Genomic DNA, 19,898 nt, shown 5'->3' on the forward strand with positions numbered 1-19,898 from the left:
CACTTAGCAACTGATCATGCAGATCCGGTTTTGAATGAATGAAACAGCCATTCCTTTAAGGGATGGCTTTTTTTATGCAAATACGTCCCCGTGTTCATTGGAAATTAGACTTGAAAAATAAGTGTTAAAATCCATGCGATTCATTAAACTAACGGGCACGTAAGTGCGGCCGACAAGAGGAGTTGCCGCAGAAGGAGCAGTTTGAATGGAGCATGGTCGATTTGGAGTGTTTCTCCACAGCAAGTACGAACCTATTGTCAAAATGGAGATACTATCGAATGGCACACGAATGGGAATCGCGGTGGAAGGCGCATTGACGTGAATCAAGACTTCGAGTATCCACATCACCAAGAGCTTCAAAGACAAATGGAGATAACGGGGGAGCGTAATGTAAGGATTATTCGTATCCTTGACAACTTTTCAAAAGAGGAAAGTTTACAAGCAACCCTAGGCTCGAATTCGGGAACTTCTATTGGATTTTCAAATTATCCCGACACCTTATGATGATGCAATGGAGCCACAAAGTTCGAAAGGTTGCCTCATATGTCAAAACCAAGTATCGGCACCGAGCGCCAAACGGGACAGAGATGAATTATCCAATGATGCTTAAGTGCGCGGGTACTTTGACTGCTTACGCGGATAGATTCTATTCGGTTTCAAGTTCACCAAGGTATTTTCTTGGTATGAAACTGACCATCTTTTTACGAGTTGCGATGCTGCCTATCAAGACCGTTCGCAGTGAATTCTCAGTGAGTTAGGACTTTATGGGTATATAAACATTTGCAAACTGAATTAGACGAGTAGTAAGAAGAGAATAGCCCCGTGTGGAGAAAAATAGAATTAACGCGATAACAGTAGGTTCATTCAGTTAAATCCAATTGAATCAATATTCTAACATGTTATAATGATTATTCAATTCAATATTTCGGCTGGAGGAATCACATGAAGAAGAAATGGACTTTATTATCCGTAATGGCCGTAGCACTTGTCTCGGTAACTTTTTCAACGACTCAGGCTATCGAGAAGAAAAATGCTGACCTCATCATTAAAAATGGACATGTCCTGACCATGAACAGCAAGAAGGATCGCTTTGCCAACGGAACAATTGTTGTCAAAGACAACAAGATTGTGGCTGTCGGCAATGAAAAGCTGGCGGATGAATACAATGCACCCAAGGTTGTAGATGCAGGCGGAGATATTGTGATGCCCGGCATGGTGAACACCCATAACCACGTGCCGATGGTCGCTTTCCGCAGCATCGGGGAGGAGGGAGTTGGAAATAGACTGTTCGAAGTCTTTTTCCCGCTGGAGGGCAATCTCCTCTCCCGTGACCTGATCTATAAAGCGTCCATCCACGGTGTCATCGAAATGGCCATGGGTGGAGTGACCACCTACTCCGATATGTACTATCACGAAGACGAAATCGCGAGAGCGACAGAAACCATTGGAATCAGAGGAGTGCTGGGAGAGACCGTCATTAGTTTTCCGGTCGTAGATGCTCCAAAGCCGTACGGTGGACTCCAATACGCCGAGGAGTTCATTAAGAAGTATAAAAACAATGATTTGATTATACCTGCCGTGGCTCCACATGCTTCATTCACAGTAAGCCCTGAGATGCTCAAGGCATCTAAGGCACTGGCTGACAAATACAAGGTACCGTTTATCATTCACACAGCCGAGTTTGCAGACGAGACGCAGCGGATCGAGAAAAAGTTTGGTGTGAAATCCGATTCAGTGATCAAATATTTTGACTCAATCGGCATTTTGGACACCAACACTATTTTGGCCCACGCCATCCACATCTCAGATGAGGATATCCAATTGATAAAACAAAGAGGGGCTTCCATTGCCCACAATCCGATCGCCAATACAAAGGGAGCGACAGGTGTTGCTCCTGCCATCAAGATCGATCAGGCAGGCATCGCAATGGGACTGGGGACGGACGGACCAATGAGCTCCAACACAATGGATGTATTTGGAACCATGGGATATGCCGCACGCGTCCATAAACTAGTAAACAAAGACCAAAGTCTGATGCCGCCAAGCAAGGTAGTCGCGCTGGCCACCATCGGAGGAGCCAAGGCACTAGGCCTCGGAGACAAAATCGGTTCCTTGGAAGAAGGTAAACTTGCGGACATCATCATTGTCGATGTCCACGCTCCGAACACATTCCCAACCTACGATCCGTACGCGACACTTGTTTATGCTGCCGGCCCGCAAAACGTAACCGATGTTATCGTCAACGGGAAAATCATCGTAGAAAACAAAATGCTGAAGACCTATGACTATCAGACGAATATAAAAGACATGACCGACGTATACAACAAAGTAAAAGAAGTGGAACAAACATTAGAATTCCACAAAAACAAATCGCAAAACTAGGATCAAAAGCAACCTTTCTGCCGGGGTCATCCAAACGGAAAGGTTGCTTTTGATGGATCGGATAAGAACAAATGACCGTTGGATGTAGCTCTTAAAGTTACCGAACCAGCCATTTTTCCGTTCATCTTGTTGAATATACTCCTTTTAACATAAAACACCCAGTCCTCTTATGTAGCACGTCTGGGGGATTCATTATGTTTGAGGCCTTTATGGATGAGATTTAACCATTCTTTTCCTTTGGTATATGGTTGGATATTCTTTTAAATCTTTTATTCGTAGTTTTGCATATGGAAGTTGCGCGATTAATTGAGATTTTAAATCTAATAGATACCCTTCACCTTCAGATGTTATTGAATCCGTAGAAGATGCAAAATAGTTGTTAGTGGCCAACCACTCAGCTTGTAGACGATAGTGGTCTTTATTTATGTGTAACCCAAAAGCACCGATTTTGATTTGATCACGGATAGAAATGCCATTTTGCGCGTGTGAGAGAAGGCAAACGCGGTACAAATCACGAACAGAAAGAAGTTCTTGAGAATCGGGAATCGGGGTTGGCGATATTGATGAATCTATAGATAGCTCCCGCTCGATACTGCGTATTAATTGATGTACACGATCTATGCGTTCAAGCATCGTTGATATGGCATGGTTAGCGAAGTTTTCTCCTGTTAAAGGGAGTAAATAGTATAATCGCTCTCTGCAACCATCATCCAGCCATTTTGATGAGAGAATAGGAAATCGTTCCTTTTTTGGATCGTGTTTTTCTAAGCTCTTTAATAGTTTATAGACATGAGTAACGCTGACCGACCAATTAAGCTCTTTTGCGTGACGAACCAGCTCCATACCTGTTACTGGCAAATCTGCTTTTATTACAGAGAGAATGTACATAATCACTTCTGCTTTTTTTATGATCCCACCTAACTCCCAAGTGGGGTATTCCTTTGCTTTAACTGTCATAACTTTACCCCTTTGAGGTTAGTACTATGATTTTAACAAGAAAGCGTACGTTCGCATAGTAGTGACATGGATGCACTAGTGACGTGGTGAAGGCCCTAACAATGAATCAGTTAGGGCCTTCACTTCGAAGCTATATATGTATTTGAATGTTTACTTTACACTGTCTTTCAGTTCTTTGCCCGCTTTAAATGCTGGCATTTTGGAAGCAGCGATTTCAATCTCTTCACCCGTTTGAGGATTACGTCCTTTACGAGCTGCCCGCTCTCTTACTTCGAAGTTACCAAAACCAATAAGAGATACTTTATCGCCTGATTTAAGAGCATCGGCAATTGCTTCCAGCATAGAGTCAACTGCTTTGGTGGAATCCTTTTTTGTAAGTTCTGTCGCTTCTGTAACTTTTGCGATCAATTCTGTTTTATTCATCGTAACACCCTTTCCTCGATATCCTCTTATTTTACTAGGAAAGGCGAGGAAAGGGAAGCGTTTTGGGAACGTTTGTTTCCCTGAATCCGTAATCTCGATCCTGTAGGCTCTATATCATATGTAAAACCCAGAAGGGCGTTTCCTTTTAAATAAGCTGTATTTTTCTCTTCATTTCAATGCTGACATCAATTCTAATGAGAAGTCTACAGTGAACTTGTCCAGTGAGTGCTGATTTGATAAGATTAGGCTTACATAGCATTTCTTCATTTCAAGCTGTTAAGAGCAATCGCCCATTTACCGAGCATTGGATTCGGATTCGTTTCACTAGCCCGAAGGCTAGAAGTTCCTCAGTGTTTTTTGCTGTGGCTTCTCCCTTCGGGCTTTTTGCTTTGTCCGAAGAGGTTGTCCCTTTTTGCAGCTGACCGAAAACACCCAATTATTAAGAAAAGCAGGAGGTAAGTTGAATGAAAGACACTGTTGTATTAATTAGTTGTACGAAGAAAAAGCAGCCATTGGCTTGTGAAGCTGAAATGATGTATTCACCTTCCTCATTATTCTCGAAAGCGTTGTGCTACGCAAAGCAACATTTAAAACCAGACCACATCTTTATCCTGTCAGCAAAATATGGCCTTCTTCCTCTGGATCAGGTGATTGAGCCATATGAGAAGACTCTGAACAATCTCAGTTCCATAGAGCGAAAGCAATGGGCAAAGATTGTAAATGAACAACTTGCAAAACTCCCATTGAAAAAGGCCATTTTCTTAGCAGGATCAAAATACCGCGAGGATTTAATCCCAATATTAGAGAGTCTGGGAATTGAATGTGAGGTGCCTTTAAAGGGCTTAGGGATTGGAGAGCAGTTGGGGTATTATACACGAGAGCTGAAAGGGTTTGAGTAACCAATGGCTGAAGACATTTTCAAGAAATTAGAAAGCAGGATACAAGAAGATAAAAAGAAATATAGTTTGTGGGCGTTCTTGGCCAGTCATGGTAGTAGTCATTCGACTTACAGTAGTGGTTATCTACAGTGTTTAAATGATATTGATGACCTACTGAAGCAGATATCATTAGAACAAAGATCTATTAATAGCGGACAAGTTCAAACTACAGAAAAACAGCTGAAGTCAAATCGTAAAGAAGGTAAAGCAAACGGATATCCATTTCAGTTATCATTTCAACTATGAAATCATCTAATGTGAGGATCGTACTGCATAATTTGGTTAAATAGTTCGTGTACTAGCTTCTATTACACAATGCAAATAGTGGACTTCAAAAAAGAGCCTATTCTGTTGTATTCAGATTTTGCTTCTTCTAATTGCATGACACCTCAAGTGTCTTTTGCTAATGGAGAAACAATATCTTGGAACATACAGAATGGGCTTTTTTATTGGGAAGATGTCCATTCACCCCTGTAGTCCACTCCACCACTAATTATAGTTGCACTGTATGTTATGTCAGCGGGTTACACATTTCAGCTTAACGATAAGTAGGTATAGCACAAGTTCGCATCAGAATAGCCAAAAAGTTGTTGAATGCAAGGTATGACTGAGATGGTGTAATTGATTGTGAATGTATACGAAAGTGGAATTGTTGGAGTGATAGCCAGGGCGGGCAGTTCAGTCAAGATAGAAAGGTATTTGAGATTATCCATCAATATGACAAGTTTGTTTGAGTTGTTAGCTGATTAGATTGTGTCCCCAAAGCAGATTAACCTCAATAAGAGGTCAACTTATTTTGAATGAGAAGGAGAACTACTATGAATCTGGACACTTATCTTTATGGGAGATGTCACATCTTTGCTTTAGCCTTACAAGAAGAACTTGGGTATTCTATTGAACTATTCTGGGATCTTGAGGCGTGGTTTGACAAAGATGGGATGAAAATTGATACCGCTCTTGTTCATGCATACTGCATTGGCTCTGACAATGTCATGTTCGATGCTAGGGGCAGAATTACTAGAGAAGTAGTCGAAGAGGATTATGAGTTCAATGAACCTGAAATTCTTGCAACATCTCCTCAAAGACTTTGCGAGCTGATGGATCAAGGGGTTTTGGAGACACTTAAGTTGGGGGAGCTAGATTCGATCAGAGCGTATATCAGGAATAACCTTATCAAATATACGTGATGGATTGTTGGAGAGGAGATAGAGTTGCTTATCCAGTGGCAATGGATAGTTGTTCAAATTAACCACTCGTAATGGAGGTAAGCGGATGAATGAAATGAAAACTAGTTTAACTCCATTAACTCTACAGCATATTGAGAAGCTACAATCGATGATCAATTATGAGCAACTATCGCTAGAAGATGCAGATCTTGTCAGCTTAATTAATGAATTCTACATTAATTGCACAGGTGTTATGTTTGGGAATCAACTAGTAGGAGTATGCACCGGCAGGAACCTCACCACCTCAGATGATGAAACCATTTACCATATCGATTTCTTGTTCATTTTCCCAGAGTTTAGAGCGAAAGGAATAGGTTCACATGTCCTATGTTTATTAAAGAAAAGTATCAAGAAAGGATACATATCCGCGCATCCTTTCACCTTTGATGCGGAGCGATTCTTCTTATCTAACGGCTTTGTTGCTGATGAAGAATTCTATAGGGAGGATACAAATACTGTAGTGTTCAAAGTGACCTAAAGAGTAAACCATTCTGTCAGTAAGTGATAGAAATGTTATCTTTCCAACTAAGAAATTTAATAGCTACTACAAGAGACATAGGTTATACTATATCAAGAAACATTATTTTCTTGTTTATGTTGACTCCACTAGTACATCCGGAATTTTTCGGGGAACTTGTATAGACCTGCTGGTCGGTTTGATGGTTTATTCCATCATGCCTTTCCAGCAGGTCTTTTTTGCGTGGAGAGCATATTTGAAAGGAGGTGAGAGACAATATGAAGCCCAATATTGTTCATGTTAACAGTTTTGGGAAGAAAACAGGGAAGTTTCAAGAAATCATCCATTGTGAGGAAACGTACTACTGCTTCCCGGTAAATAGAGCGCGGAAAAGCATCTATTATGCCAAGCAAACAGTAGACGGCAGAAAAGAGCCTATTCAGTTGTATTCCGATTTTGCTTCATCCCTTCGTTATGACACCACTAGTGTCTTTGCGATTGAGAAGAACAAGATCCAAGAGTACATACAGAATGGGCTTTTCTTTACTGGGAAGATGTCCATTCAATCCTTCTATGAAGTAGAAGTGAGCGAAGCTCAACGATTCGTGGAACAGTATTGTAATGAATGTGAAGCAATAGGCGAAAAGAATTGCGCCTCCACGATGGAGTTGTTTTGTGCTGAAGAGGATCGATCTAAGTATCGAGACAGTACCTGGTTTTCGGTTCAAAGAGAGTTGCGCCTGGAAAGGAAACGAAAAAGGTCCATGACATTGCCCATTGTAAATGGGTTGGGGGAGTGAGAGCGCCTTGTGCCACGGGTAAACAAATGGTAGGTGCGTCTCAAGTCTTTAGTACTCCATAAAATCGTTGCAGCAAAGGGCAGGGCGTTAGGAATAGCTAACTGGAAGCCCTTTTGCAAGTGCAGGAAGCATCCCGATGTTTTCCAGATCGATTGTCCTCTCAATAAAGCCTGTGAGCTTTATTTGAAGAGAGGGCTATACGATGTCACTGCTTGGTCAGAAGTTAACTGCTTGCTCGTTTTTTGCAGGTGGGGGCTTACTCGATTATGCATTTAAGGATCTATTTCGTATCATTTGGGCAAATGAGGTCAATCCTTCAGCTGCTCGAAGTTATCAAGAAAATGTTGGGGATCATGTTGCGATTGAAGACATAACCGCATTAGATATCGATGACATTCCATGTGCAGATCTCTATATAGGGGGTCCGCCTTGCACGGATTACTCGTCAGGCGGAGCGAACCGTGGTGAAGTTGGAGATAGTGGTAACCTGGTCTGGACATATCTTCAAATTGTAAGGAAGAAGATGCCCAAGGTGTTCCTTTTTGAGAATGTTAGTGGAATGAAAAACAGGCATGCTGACACTCTGCATAGACTAGTTCACTCATTCGAAGAGTTAGGGTACTTAGTTTCTTACGAAGAAATGGAAGCGACTCATTACGGTAATCCATCTGACCGAAAAAGGCTTTTTATTGTAGGTATTCGGTTTGATTTAGGATTTACCTTTCAATTTCCAAGACCTCGATCTTTCCGCAAAAACGTCCGTGATGCTATATGGGATTTACCCGCTCCAACAGAATCCTCAGAACTGGATCTGAATGATGGAAGTATCCCTAATCATGTTGTCACTTGGACGAGTCCCTCCCCTGAACGAATACTTCATATCACCAATAACCCGAAACTTAACCAATGGCATCCATTACGCCGATTACAGTGGGATAAACAGTGTCATACACTCCTATCTCATATCGCAAAAGATGGAAGAGAGTTTTTACATCCTTCGGAGAACCGAAAGATAACGGTTCGTGAAATGCTTCGTTTAATGGATGTTCCGGATTCGTATGTAATTCCGCTAGAGATCAAGATTACACAACAGTATCGATTGGTAGGAAATGGAGTTGCATATCCAGTTGGTCAGGCATTAGCGAGAGCAATATATGAGCAGCTCAAAGCGGTTCTAAGGACTGGTTAATATCACGATACCTTATTAGAAAGGGCATTTTTATTTATGGATGTTGTGGTTGGAGAGCCTAAGTACACTCTTCAAAGTACACATCTTTCGATATAAAATATGCCGAGCAAGAAGAGCATCAATTGCGAAAGAATGGTAAAGTTAAAACCAATAAAAGAAAAGGGTGTATCCTATCATGAAAACGCTGAAAAGCTTGGTTCTTGTATTGACGCTTGCTTTGGGTTTATTGAACTTCGGAGTTACGTCTGTACAGGCTGAAACTCATTATGAAGCCAAGGCAGAAAAGGTTTTGGAGGATCTGAGAATCGAACACGGCGAAGATGTATATCGAGAGTTGTATTTTGTAAAAAGCGTGAATGGCGACGAGACGAAGTTCAAAGCGATTGTGAAAGGCACAGATAAGCTTGTTTGGTTCACGGATCAGGATGTCGTGAAGGGCTACAAAGTGCCGTGGATGAACGATTACGCCATGCTGTACTTCCTGCCAAGCGAAAGTGGAAAAGACAAATTGGTCGGCGTCATTCCAATCTGGATCAAGTTTACTGGCAATGATGATGATTACGAGATGATGCCGGGATACTACGAAATCGTCTGGAATGCGGAGACGGGGGAGTACGAACTCGAATTCATTTGGGATGACGGTTGGAATCAAGACAGGTGGGAGCAGCACACCAATGGGGCAAATGAGAATATCAAAGAAGAGGAAGACAACGGTGAGGATATGAAGCGCAAATCGTAACCATTGATTTGTAAATATGACCTAATCTAATTCGCAAGCTTCATCAATAGAGAGCCTGTTATGTGATAAGGATGGCGTAAGCCTCCCAAATCCCTAACGGGTTCTTTTCTTTTGACTCATAAAACCTAGTGAAATGAGGAGTGAACAATGACTATGCAACAAGAAACAAGAGTTCCAATCATTCGGAAAGAGATAAGTCCAGGTGCAACTATTGAACCGGTCAGATGGGATTTTCAAATTCGTGTGGACTTCATCACACAAAATGGAGATCGAATACCTTCCAAAATCAAACGTAGAACCAGATACAAGTTGAAAGAAGCTATGAGCCAGTTGCCTATGGAAATTACCTATTTGGTTGCCATTTATGTTGATGGGGTCTACAAATGTAACGATTTTGCACAGAACAAAAAGTAGCTGTTGGAGACAATTAATTAATTCTAACATGAGGTGTTGACTAATGGAGAATGCTCTAAAAAAACGTTGGTATACCATTAAAGAACGCTTGTATTTAGAGGCTCAGTACTTATGTAAGTATGGGTTTGGTATCGGTCAACCTATACAGTATACAGTGGATCAGGTAAATAAGACTGTGACTGTAACCGTTGGGAGAGACTCGAAACGGAAAGTAGCTCAAACAACGCAAAGAACCGGGAAAAAGGTTCCGGTTATAGATATCAAAGGTGAAGAGATACGAACCTTTTTTGCTCGACAACAAAAAGTGGAGATGGAGATTTCAAAAGGAAAAATCCTCTTTACAGTCATTGAAGAAGCATGCACCAAATCAAAAGTCGTTTGTCTAGATGAGGTCAGAAACCAGAAAACTCAAGCTGAAAACAATAGATTTTCTATTAGTGTAAATGAGTTTGCGAAAGCAGCCAATTATGATCAACTAACGATTTTTGATTTATTTCGGACAAATCAAATGGAGATTGACCAGAGTTCAACTTCTGGACGGCCATCGTTAAAAGAGAAAGCGATCAAGATGCTTTCACTTTTTAGCGGAAGCGGATGCCTAGACCTTGGATTTAAAAACGAAGGTTACGATATCGTATTTGCTAACGATCGCTTTGATGCGAGGACCATGCGTGACTCTCATATCCAAACCTATCGTCAGAATATAGGCGATCACATTCTCATGCGTGATGTAATGGCTCTGACTGAACAAGATATTCCACAAGTAGAATTCGTGGCAGCTGGGATACCTTGCGTCAACTTCAGCAGGTTAAATACAAAAACGAACTTCAGAGATAGTGAAGAAGAGCATTACCCGCTTGTAGAAAAAGCCATTGATATCATTAATTGGAGTAAAGCAAAGGCGTTTTTGATTGAGAATGTTGAGGACTTTATCTCAGTAAAGAAAGGGATATTTGTGAAAAGATTCAAAGAAAGACTTTCTAATTTCAACATTATCCCAAGACTTATTGATGCTACCCAATTAGGCTCTGCTCAGAAAAGAATACGTTCCTTTATACTGGGGATTTGTGGCGCACAACCTCAAATAGAGCTTCCTTTTCTATTTGAGAATCGGACAGTGAAGCAGGCCTTTCAAAATATTGAAGGCGCTCCTCAACAAGACGTATTTTTCCAACCAACACCTTTGATTCTAGAGAGAATGCGCCATGTGCCCCAAGGTGGATGTATAAAAGACGTACCCATTCATTTGAGGTCGGCGAAGAAGAAGTTCACTGACTATTGCATGCGCTTGAAAGAAGATGGTCAAGCAAATACGGTAGCTCACGTACAAGACCACGTAATTTTTCACCCTACACTCGAACGCTATATCAGTGTAAGAGAAACAGCAAGGCTCTTTAGTCTACCCGATGATTTTATCTTTCTTGGAAGTCGGACTGCTATCTTTGAAATGCTGAAGAATGCAGTAGATTATCGAGTATCTCGTTTTCTAGCCAAGACCATCAAGGCGCAGCTGGTTCCTTTACTTTGATTCGTTGAGAGGCTTCGATCAAGTTATACCCCCCGTGTGTTATGCACAGTCTAAGTGATAATACAATTTAAATCCATTTTGAAGAATATATGAGTGTAAGAAGCTGATTGAAAAAGTAGATTAATAGTGGAGGTATTAAATCAATGAATATTACTAACGAAGAGTACATCAATACCGGTGGAGGTTGTATGGTATATAGTTTGTGGATTGATGGTGGCGGTAACGTCAAATCAATTAACTTCAACGAAGAAGTCGTAGCAGGATGCAACATCACATATGATGACTGCGAGGGGTTTAATGAGACGAATGATGTTTGGGTTGAGTCCTACGATTTAAGTCTTCCACTGGAAAAAACGTTAGGGTCGAAATTGAATGAGAAAGGTGTTCCATCTGAGATTGTAGATCGAATATTGCATATCATTCACAATATTATCTGGAAAGACCGCGATTAATCGCGGTTTTTCTATTATTTGCAGTAACCTAAACTTCCTTTAGATGAAGGTTGCATCTGAATCTTTAAGGAAAAGAAAGCAACCACTGTTCAGGAAGGACACTCTAAGCAGATTTATGACCTTGTCATAGTTAACGGTATTTCTTCGTTACTGCACGAGATCCATATTTTAGAAAAATAGACCATGGAGGTACGCATGCTTAATCATATCATCTTTATGAGTGGCGGCTTAGCTAGTTTCTCAGTAGCAGACTATGTAAAGTGTAAGTTTCCTGACGATAACATTGTCCTCTACTTTACGGATACACTTTGGGAAAATGATGATTTGTACCGATTTATTAAAGAGGCTTCGGATAAATTACAGCTCCCGATGCTTATACACAGTTTAGGGCTTAATCCAATCGAATTGATGTTTGAATTGAAGCTCGTGTTCAACAATTTGATTGGGGAATGTTCAAAAGTGCTAAAGATGAAAGTTGCATCTGACTTTTTAAAGAAAAGGAAACGACCAGCGATTGAGGAATGGCGCAACCAACAATATCTGAAGAATGATGATTTCATAGAGAATGCCATCTTATACTTTGGCATTGGTTTTGAGGAGCTTCATCGAGAGAAAGCCATTGTAGAGAATTGGCATCCATTCGTGGTGAAAATGCCGTTAATTGAACAGCATATAGACCATGATGAAACTCTAAGAAAGTATAACATCAAAAAGCCTTTATTGTATCATCTAGGGTTTTCGCATAACAATTGTAATGGTCGATGCGTAAAAGCGGGCAGAACTCATTTCTCTAACTTGAAACAGAAAATGCCATTCGTTTATCAGGACCTCTTGGAGAAGGAGTACCATATGAGTTTGTATGTATCTTCTTATCGCTATTTAAAAGATATGGAGTCAGACGGCCGAGATGGTTGGAACGAAGAGGTAAGAGAAATGTTTCTTGCTGAATTGGATGAAGCTTATCGGGACTACTTTTATGGTAGGGCTGCTCGGCCGAAGGTGTATATTCACCCAGCTGCAAGTTCTGTAGAAATGAACATAAGAATGTATAGTTTTATGAAGAAAAAAAGCGGAGACCCAATTGTTGTATTAGAGAAGAACGAAGAGGGAATAGAAGAAACGAAAATAAAATATCCGTCCAAGCCGTATTTACTTCGAGATTTTAACATGGATGTAGAAGTAAAAGGTATCCAAATGGATATGTTCGATATAGGAGGATGTGGGTGTTTCGTTTCCTTTTGATTTGAAAAATGAATCAAGAATTTACGGCAAGGAAACACTTCAAAACCTATCAGTATAACAATCATGAGAAGTGTGATGAATGAACAAATTATTGATCACTATTATAAAGTTGATGAATTCAAGGAGAGTGTGTAAAATGACTAGCTTCACATATAGGGGTAGAGAATTTAAGGCCTTGAGAAAATTAAAGGGAAAAGAGGAAACTTTTGAAGCTGTTTCAAAAAGGATTCATGATATTGGGATAACTCCTGCAAATTGGAATTACAGGGAATTTTATAAGGTAGCAAGTGAGAACGGTGCAGGGGAGATTGATTTATTTGAAATGGATAAGATCACCGTTATTCCTGCCGAATATTCTTTATTCCAATATAAATAACAGTAGGTTCAAATTATATCTCTACACATGCGGTTAGAAATTTCCACGTCAATAATTCAGGTAATCAAAGGATATAGCTACAAACCTTCTAATATGATAATATAAGATTGTTAACCTTTGTTGATTATCTTTTATTGCATGTTGCAGATCCGAAAGATTTCGGGAAAAATGTATGACCCAGTTGGGTTGATAAGATGGTTTTATTCCATCCTATCTCCTGCTGGGTTTTTTTGCGTTTTTCCAAAAAACCAAGAGGAGGGATTGGGAGCAAACTTCTTATTTTTAATCAGCAGAATTAATTAAGACCATACAACTACTGTGTTACACCCCTTTGGTAGGGAGAATTACTTTCCCGCCAAAAGCGGGGAGGTAAACGGAGTGAAGATATATGTTGAAATCGGAAAGTGAAGTAGAAGAGTGTAAAAAGTATTATCAACTGACCATTGACGGCGCTGAAGAGGCCGTGGTGATGCCTTCGTTCGCCCGTATTAGCTCTGACTTTATCTTTGAGTTTGGAGCTGGCGGAGTCACGATGAAGTATCTCTTGGGAACGATTCTGCGTGGACCGAAGGCACGAGTGGTTTGTGAGCGGTTAGCGAATGGGATTGAGATCAATCAGCTCATGAACATGACAGAAAAAGACTTTTTGAGAATTGAAGGAATTGGCCCGATAACAGCATCTCAACTGGCTGCTACCTTTGAAATCGCCAAGAGATTGCAGCTGATCGATAGAACGAAAACCTAAGAAGACATGAACTGTTGAAAAGTAAGGGAGGACGATTTCATGTGCCAGATAAGAGAGTATAAGTTCACTGTAGCCTATAACGAAAGTAAGGCAGTGAGTAAAGATGATCAAAACTCATTTTCATGGGCCTTTTTTGAGAGTACCGGTAGTGATCATGACATTTTACCTGCTGGAGAAATAGAAGGGGCTATGGTTGCTTTTAAGTCAAAATACACGAAGCAAATTAAAATGACCTTCGATTCCACATTAAATGAGGATGGTACAAAAGGTGTTCTCATTATTTGTAATAAGTTCGATGGGAAGTATGTGGTCTTTTCCATTGAACAGATGAATTAGATCTACTGGATTTCATTAAGGAGGAGCATTCCTGTGTATGAAATGTCAATTTACAAGTTTATATTGAATCGAAACCAAAGCGAAGAGGAAACGCCTGATGATCAAGAAGCCTTTTATTGGTTTTTCTATGAATCACCAAATGTAGGATATGACATCTTTGAATCTAGTTCGATCGACGGAGCAGTTTCTCAGTTCCGAGAGAAGTATAAAAGACATATTAACGAAATCAATGATTGGCATGCGAATGATGATGGTAGCCATGGACACATTTCCATCTCTAATAGTTTTGATGGATTAGAGGTTACATTCTCGATTGAAAGGGTGTAGCTGTGGTTATGCGGAATGGACCAAGAATCTATTTGAAGAGGGATTCCTATGTAAAAAGAGGGTCTCTTCTTCTTTTGCATAGGAGAAATGTGATGAACGATGTATTTCAGAATAATGATGCTTACCCTGAAGAAACCGAACTCCCGATTCCTCCGTTAACAGCATGCCAAGATTGTGAAGGTATTGGTGTTGTTGACAGTGAGAAATGCTCCAACTGTTGGGGTACTGGATTAGTCTCAGAGGGGAGAGTCGGAGCGAATGGGATGACTTATTTTGATATAGCATCAGAATAATTGATTTTGGAAATGGGGAGCACGAACTGTATGACCAACGTGCAGTTCTATTAACGTTAAAGCAGCTTCCGGAACTCCATGATGAATTGCCTCTGGCCCCGTTCGAGAAAAACTTCGAGAATTTCAAGATGCTACCGAAATAGCCATGTGTGATTCAAGAGGATGGTCAAATCTCAATGAAGATATAGAAGTATGAAGGGTGTGCCAATCTCAGGATAGATCAAATCTTAACTAACAAAGGGGTTATGAAGATGAAGAAAGATCTCGCATTGCACATACAAGAAACCGGTATGACACTGAAGGAGTTTGCGGACAAGGTTGGTATATCCTTGGAGAGGATTCGCCTACTGGTTGACGGCCGAAGACGTATGGATGAAAAAGAAGTCATTAGTTTTGCACACATTTTGGGGATTGAAGAAGCGCTGTTAAAGGCGGAAACTCATCATGAGAATGAGTATCTTTGCGCATTTATATCCCAAGCAAAAGAGAATGGTATGTTTCTTGATTTTGCAAATGCCGGTAATTTAGCTCCAGCCATTATGCTTGCGATGAACGATCTCTATCGAGATATTTTGAGTGAAAGTTATAAACTTGGATGTCATCATGGTGACGAAGAAAATAATAAACGTTTGCAGCAACTCATTTTGAATAGACATATTCGTTCTAATTCAGTTAGAACAGATGGTAATGTCCGAGTACCGCTTAGTTTTTTCTCTGACGAGATTATGACGGTATGCTGGGTTGAATTTATACCCAAAAAGCATACTCATGATGGGATCAACACAGTGATCATTGAGGACGTTTCCGGTTTGCCATTCTTAACGTGCCCAGATGTATTTGTCTCCAAGATCATGAATGTGTTTTTAACGGGAATGAAATGGGTGAACTCAACAATAAAGACGGGACAAATCACGGATCAACAGAATGAGTTTACTCGGCTGAAGGATGTACGTTTCCTTGTTCGTTCTCAAGCAAAGCCATTTTTGAGGGGGAATAGCGAAGATGACTTTTTGGAGCTAGTTAGAACGGAAGAAGGGGAATTTTTCTTTAAGAGTATTCAGTTTAGAGTGATAGAGGCCTCGCTACAATTTGGGGAGCTATTTCAATATGGTGAATGCAGCATATGTGAAACTGGAGATGAGTTAGAGAGAGACACCGGGTTCGTATGTCAAGATTGCAGCTCAAAATTTGAAAAGTAATAGCTTATGGATAAGCATCAAAACTCCTTCGACATATCGTCTGAGGAGTTTTTTTGTTTTTGTGAAAGACTAGGAGAAACTTTATTCAGAATACTTCGTATTGGGAGTAGGGGGGATAGCAGATGAACTTGACACGAAAATTTAAAAACGTAAAGAAAGATCTTCAGGAAGAAATCAAATCCATTCGAAAGTTCAGCAAGTTCCTTACAGTATCAGCTATTACTCTTGGATTGTTGGGGAGATACTTCTATGAGCAGTCCCCACATTTGTGGCATGAGATGGACGATCTCTCAACTTATATCATCAGTTTCGCTTTAATGGTTTCATTGCTAAATCTGTACCTTAAATCGGCCACACTGATTTTAAAGGACTACATCAAGGATTACTCCTTAAAGTGGGAATTGTTCTGGATGGCTTCACCTTTCTTCACAACAGGATGGGCTTTATATAAAAGTTTCTCTCTTTACTTTATTCCAGTCCTCGTCATTGTAGCGGTTCATATACTTATGCACTATCGATCATATAGTGCTAAAAAACTAGTTACGGCTATGTAATTATTAATTCTATCATATTGGTACGTGGTTGCCTGATATATTCACTATGAGAAAAAATGCAATAGGATAGTATAGTTTAAGTTCGATCTATGTAATTTTGACGACAAACAAGAGTTTTCTTAGATGAAACTTCTTGATTCAGAGGTGCGTTTATGAACTATGATGACAACCGATGGAAGTATTCCCATGATCATCGTCTATTATTTGAACTTCATTTCGAATACCGTGTTACTGTTACTTCATTGGCCAACTTTTTAGGCTTGGAATACAATGCAGCATATAGCGCTGCTATGCGTGCTTACGATCATACAAACAAAGAATATAAATGGGTACGCGAAAGCATAAGTGATGAAGACAGAGATGTATTATTAAAAATGATCTCTAATCGAATTTATCGCTTTGCGATCCCTGATAAAAAGAGTTATTGGTTGATACCGCCCCCAAGTTATAAAAGAGAGATGGGATTCGCGCTATTAGTTAGAGAAAGCCATCGTACCGTTTACGCCTATTTACCATTACCACTAAATTTCGAAACACAATTGTTTAATTTGCTGGAGGAATCCGAGCAGAATGGTAAAGGTGAACTTTTAGTAAAGATACACAAAATTTCTAACGTGCTTACTACAACAACACTTGAAAAAATAGAAAGAATCCAAAGATCTAAGGCTCTAGTTATTCATTTAAAAAGACTATATATGGACACCTGCCAATTGTGTAATCCCGAATTTCCTATTCCAAGGATCATCACTGAAGATGGATACTACACCGAGTTGCATCATATCGTTCCAATATCCACGGTAAAACACGCAAGTTATAACGAAGAGGAACATGGCGAACTAGATACTGCTCAAAATGCCATCATTGTATGCCCACACCACCATAAGGTTCTGCATTACTTCGAAGGCGGATGTGACCAATTACATAGGGATCTGGAGGGGAATCTTTTCTTTATAACAAAGAACGATACTCGTTTCCCTGTATACTTGAATTATCACTTAGAGTAGTTTTAGTTCTCAGCACAGATTCAATTGACGCTCTTCTAAGTATTTTAGTTTTAGCTGTCTTCGAAAGCGGGATTGTACCTATTAAGTTAATCGGTTTGGACATATGACAGTTATTTGCTTAGAACGAAAACTGTGATAACATAGAAGTCAGTTATCAATTAATGTGTTTCTCTGTTGAATGTACCTTTACCCGAAAGTTTCGGATCTACTAGAATCGACCTGTTTGGTCGGCAAGATGGGTTTCTTCCATTATGCCTTCCAAATGGGTCTTTTTTTGTTTTCCGGGACAAATGGGAACCAAAATGATAAAGGAGGCGTTAATTCGAAAGCTATTGAAGACTATCATTTCTTAGTATGACTCGCTAGAAATATTCTGTTGGATGCTCCTTATGATTGGAGCATCTTTTTTTATGAAATTAATCAAGTCGAGGTGGAAGCATAATGTCGAACTATACTGTAAATCGCATCGGAAGCTTTGAGTATCAAATCAGTGGGGACAACATTGAAGTTAGTGTTACTAGCTACAACGCATTCTCCCATCGCCCTATTGACAAGGTGACAGGGAAGGGATCGAGAAAGATCAAAGCCGAAATCCTCCCACTTCTTCAAAATTTTATTCGAGATGAAAACGAAGAAAAGCGAAAGAATCTTAAAACTCAAGCTGTAGCTTATTGCAGCAATCCACCTGAAATCCTTCCAGGGTTCATTTACTCTGTCACTGTTCCATATGCGATCGAGTATCAATATGGGTATGAAGATGATTCAAAAACATCTACAAGTTTGATGGACTATGAAACAACGATGAGGCATGTCAAGCTTAATCGGGCTCTTCATGTATCAGTAGAAAACATACAGAACACAGCGATTTATTGCATAGGAAGGTTTATTGGATCAGGACAAGGTCATAAAGTACGACAAGAAAAACGCCTCTTTGTCATGTTTAACGGAATTAAGCTAACAGGGCTTGCTCTTAAAGAGATGGCGCAAGAAGGAGTCCGGTTCTACACGCTCTATGAGGATAAAAGGCGACTAGAAAGTATTGAAGAAGAGTTTCGACGGTTTGAACTCGGCTTTATTCGTGCCTTGTTTGGTCTAGTTCGTGAGGAAAGAGAGATTATTGATGTAGATATGCGAGTAAGGTTTGGAAATGAAGTAGCAAGAGCAAAAGCAGCGCCAGAGTGATTGGTGGTGCTTTCTCTTTTAGGCTTACAAATCATACCTGTTTTAAACAAATTAAGGTGATTAATAGGAGGGCTATGTATGAGTAAATTACTCACTTTCTTGAAGGCCTATGTTCAAGACAATTATGATGACATCCGTTCTGAAGAACATGCGGTAGAGGTCGCAAATGGTGTGGAATACTATCTCTCTAGTATATTGATCCCCGAAACGATACAGCAATTTGATCCTTTTGGGGGAGTAGTACCCGATGAAGAGAACAATGAAGTAGCTACACATGGTATGTACCAGGAACGCCTCGTGCAGCATTTAACGAGCCTGTACGGAGAAGCTTCAGTCGCTTCGATTACGTTCGAAAACCATGATGATATTGCGGAATACTACTATGTGCGAATGACTAACCAAGACATTGATTCTACCGAGTTATATCGGGTATGTCACTGTTCATCAAGCTATCACCTAGAACGAATTGAACGGCGTTCATCCGAACAAATTTGGGTGTTCATAGGTGTTCTTCCTCACAGCGAGTTTGACGTGAAAGAATATGATGTTGAAGTCGGGTGGTTAGTTGCGGAAACCGTCAGAGTAATCGCTTCGTCCGCAGAAATCGCAGTTAGGAATGTTAAATCACGGCCGATTACGACCAGTGGATACGTTCCTAACACGGTTATAGTTAGTGGCGTCCGTGAAGTTCGTGGGGTCCTTGAAAATGAAGGTTAAGGTTAGAGTGTATCCATACCGGGTTACTGTCACCTATGAAGAGGGCGCCTTTGCTGTACACTCGAACAACACAGATAAAGCGGTTGGACTCACAGAATTTATGGACTTAATGATTACGAATGACATGAATTATTACGAAGAAGTCATTCCCTTGGTTCCAAAATTAAGGGAATTTATTGAAGAGTATTCCCTTCAAAATGCATCCATGATTTCAGCAAATCTCTAACATCCTTCGAAGTGACTCCAAGGGGATGGTTTCTCTTTGGAGTTCGTCTACCTTTCTTACTTTTCCAAAACGGAGGCTGAATGTTTATGGAACCAAGATGCATTTCAATAGATAATGAGCTACTTGCAAGTATAACCCATAAGGTTTATGTGACTGCCTCTCGCTTTCTCTGGGGCCGGACTTTAAAAATCC

General features: G+C 40.3%; 25 protein-coding genes. 23 read left to right on the forward strand and 2 right to left on the reverse strand.

Going from position 1 to position 19,898, the window contains the following annotated elements:
• Positions 1 to 942: 942 nt before the first annotated feature.
• Complete coding sequence (locus POF51_RS29460) at positions 943 to 2,382, forward strand: amidohydrolase family protein (protein WP_271756577.1); 1,440 nt, start codon at positions 943 to 945, stop codon at positions 2,380 to 2,382.
• Between the two features lie 207 nt (positions 2,383 to 2,589).
• Here the strand turns inward: POF51_RS29460 and POF51_RS29465 are convergent, their stop codons facing one another.
• Both POF51_RS29465 and POF51_RS29470 read right to left on the reverse strand, forming a co-directional pair.
• Entirely contained in the window at positions 2,590 to 3,339 is a 750-nt protein-coding gene (locus tag POF51_RS29465) for a helix-turn-helix transcriptional regulator (protein ID WP_271756578.1), read from the reverse strand.
• Positions 3,340 to 3,489: 150 nt separating this feature from the next.
• Entirely contained in the window at positions 3,490 to 3,762 is a 273-nt protein-coding gene (locus POF51_RS29470; protein ID WP_271756579.1) for an HU family DNA-binding protein, read from the reverse strand.
• Positions 3,763 to 4,226: 464 nt separating this feature from the next.
• Here POF51_RS29470 and POF51_RS29475 point away from each other — a divergent pair, with 464 nt between their 5' ends.
• The 22 genes from POF51_RS29475 (at position 4,227) to POF51_RS29580 (ending at position 19,706) form a co-directional block, all read left to right on the forward strand.
• Positions 4,227 to 4,661 carry a DUF6884 domain-containing protein gene (locus POF51_RS29475; RefSeq protein WP_271756580.1) on the forward strand — a complete coding sequence of 145 codons (435 nt, stop codon included), beginning with the start codon at positions 4,227 to 4,229 and terminating at the stop codon, positions 4,659 to 4,661.
• A 3-nt stretch (positions 4,662 to 4,664) separates the two neighbouring features.
• Positions 4,665 to 4,946 carry a hypothetical protein gene (locus POF51_RS29480; protein WP_271756581.1) on the forward strand — a complete coding sequence of 94 codons (282 nt, stop codon included), beginning with the start codon at positions 4,665 to 4,667 and terminating at the stop codon, positions 4,944 to 4,946.
• A gap of 572 nt (positions 4,947 to 5,518) precedes the next feature.
• Entirely contained in the window at positions 5,519 to 5,887 is a 369-nt protein-coding gene (locus tag POF51_RS29485) for a hypothetical protein (RefSeq protein WP_271756582.1), read from the forward strand.
• 85 nt (positions 5,888 to 5,972) lie between these two features.
• Complete coding sequence (locus tag POF51_RS29490; RefSeq protein ID WP_271756583.1) at positions 5,973 to 6,404, forward strand: GNAT family N-acetyltransferase; 432 nt, start codon at positions 5,973 to 5,975, stop codon at positions 6,402 to 6,404.
• Between the two features lie 257 nt (positions 6,405 to 6,661).
• Positions 6,662 to 7,183 (forward strand): hypothetical protein, encoded by a 522-nt coding sequence (locus tag POF51_RS29495; protein WP_271756584.1) that lies wholly within the window; start codon positions 6,662 to 6,664, stop codon positions 7,181 to 7,183.
• Between the two features lie 202 nt (positions 7,184 to 7,385).
• Complete coding sequence (locus POF51_RS29500) at positions 7,386 to 8,372, forward strand: DNA cytosine methyltransferase (RefSeq protein WP_271756585.1); 987 nt, start codon at positions 7,386 to 7,388, stop codon at positions 8,370 to 8,372.
• A gap of 175 nt (positions 8,373 to 8,547) precedes the next feature.
• A complete protein-coding gene (locus POF51_RS29505) occupies positions 8,548 to 9,111 on the forward strand; it encodes a hypothetical protein (protein WP_271756586.1) in 564 nt (187 codons plus the stop codon).
• A gap of 147 nt (positions 9,112 to 9,258) precedes the next feature.
• Positions 9,259 to 9,525 (forward strand): hypothetical protein, encoded by a 267-nt coding sequence (locus POF51_RS29510; protein ID WP_271756587.1) that lies wholly within the window; start codon positions 9,259 to 9,261, stop codon positions 9,523 to 9,525.
• Between the two features lie 43 nt (positions 9,526 to 9,568).
• The gene (locus POF51_RS29515; protein WP_271756588.1) at positions 9,569 to 11,053 is read left to right on the forward strand and encodes a DNA cytosine methyltransferase; all 1,485 of its coding nucleotides are present in this window, start codon (positions 9,569 to 9,571) and stop codon (positions 11,051 to 11,053) included.
• A gap of 143 nt (positions 11,054 to 11,196) precedes the next feature.
• Entirely contained in the window at positions 11,197 to 11,505 is a 309-nt protein-coding gene (locus tag POF51_RS29520; protein WP_271756589.1) for a hypothetical protein, read from the forward strand.
• A 195-nt stretch (positions 11,506 to 11,700) separates the two neighbouring features.
• The gene (locus POF51_RS29525) at positions 11,701 to 12,747 is read left to right on the forward strand and encodes a phosphoadenosine phosphosulfate reductase domain-containing protein (RefSeq protein WP_271756590.1); all 1,047 of its coding nucleotides are present in this window, start codon (positions 11,701 to 11,703) and stop codon (positions 12,745 to 12,747) included.
• Positions 12,748 to 12,883: 136 nt separating this feature from the next.
• Positions 12,884 to 13,123 carry a hypothetical protein gene (locus POF51_RS29530; protein ID WP_271756591.1) on the forward strand — a complete coding sequence of 80 codons (240 nt, stop codon included), beginning with the start codon at positions 12,884 to 12,886 and terminating at the stop codon, positions 13,121 to 13,123.
• Between the two features lie 388 nt (positions 13,124 to 13,511).
• Positions 13,512 to 13,868, forward strand: a complete 357-nt coding sequence (locus tag POF51_RS29535) for a hypothetical protein (protein ID WP_271756592.1) — start codon at positions 13,512 to 13,514, stop codon at positions 13,866 to 13,868.
• A gap of 39 nt (positions 13,869 to 13,907) precedes the next feature.
• Positions 13,908 to 14,204 (forward strand): hypothetical protein, encoded by a 297-nt coding sequence (locus POF51_RS29540; protein WP_271756593.1) that lies wholly within the window; start codon positions 13,908 to 13,910, stop codon positions 14,202 to 14,204.
• 33 nt (positions 14,205 to 14,237) lie between these two features.
• Positions 14,238 to 14,531 carry a hypothetical protein gene (locus POF51_RS29545; protein ID WP_271756594.1) on the forward strand — a complete coding sequence of 98 codons (294 nt, stop codon included), beginning with the start codon at positions 14,238 to 14,240 and terminating at the stop codon, positions 14,529 to 14,531.
• Positions 14,532 to 14,623: 92 nt separating this feature from the next.
• On the forward strand, positions 14,624 to 14,824 hold the full coding sequence (locus POF51_RS29550; protein WP_271756595.1) for a hypothetical protein: 201 nt from the start codon (positions 14,624 to 14,626) through the stop codon (positions 14,822 to 14,824).
• 251 nt (positions 14,825 to 15,075) lie between these two features.
• Complete coding sequence (locus tag POF51_RS29555) at positions 15,076 to 16,023, forward strand: helix-turn-helix domain-containing protein (RefSeq protein WP_271756596.1); 948 nt, start codon at positions 15,076 to 15,078, stop codon at positions 16,021 to 16,023.
• Between the two features lie 122 nt (positions 16,024 to 16,145).
• Positions 16,146 to 16,577, forward strand: coding sequence for a hypothetical protein (locus POF51_RS29560; RefSeq protein WP_271756597.1), 432 nt, complete (start codon positions 16,146 to 16,148; stop codon positions 16,575 to 16,577).
• Positions 16,578 to 16,729: 152 nt separating this feature from the next.
• Positions 16,730 to 17,581 (forward strand): HNH endonuclease, encoded by an 852-nt coding sequence (locus POF51_RS29565; protein WP_271756598.1) that lies wholly within the window; start codon positions 16,730 to 16,732, stop codon positions 17,579 to 17,581.
• A gap of 441 nt (positions 17,582 to 18,022) precedes the next feature.
• Entirely contained in the window at positions 18,023 to 18,763 is a 741-nt protein-coding gene (locus tag POF51_RS29570) for a hypothetical protein (RefSeq protein WP_271756599.1), read from the forward strand.
• A gap of 78 nt (positions 18,764 to 18,841) precedes the next feature.
• Positions 18,842 to 19,480, forward strand: coding sequence for a hypothetical protein (locus POF51_RS29575; RefSeq protein WP_271756600.1), 639 nt, complete (start codon positions 18,842 to 18,844; stop codon positions 19,478 to 19,480).
• Positions 19,470 to 19,706 carry a hypothetical protein gene (locus POF51_RS29580; RefSeq protein WP_271756601.1) on the forward strand — a complete coding sequence of 79 codons (237 nt, stop codon included), beginning with the start codon at positions 19,470 to 19,472 and terminating at the stop codon, positions 19,704 to 19,706. Before POF51_RS29575 ends, POF51_RS29580 begins: the two co-directional genes overlap by 11 nt.
• Positions 19,707 to 19,898: the final 192 nt, after the last annotated feature.

This window comes from Brevibacillus sp. AG, from assembly GCF_028369215.1.
Classification (GTDB): Bacteria; Bacillota; Bacilli; order Brevibacillales; family Brevibacillaceae; genus Brevibacillus; species Brevibacillus porteri.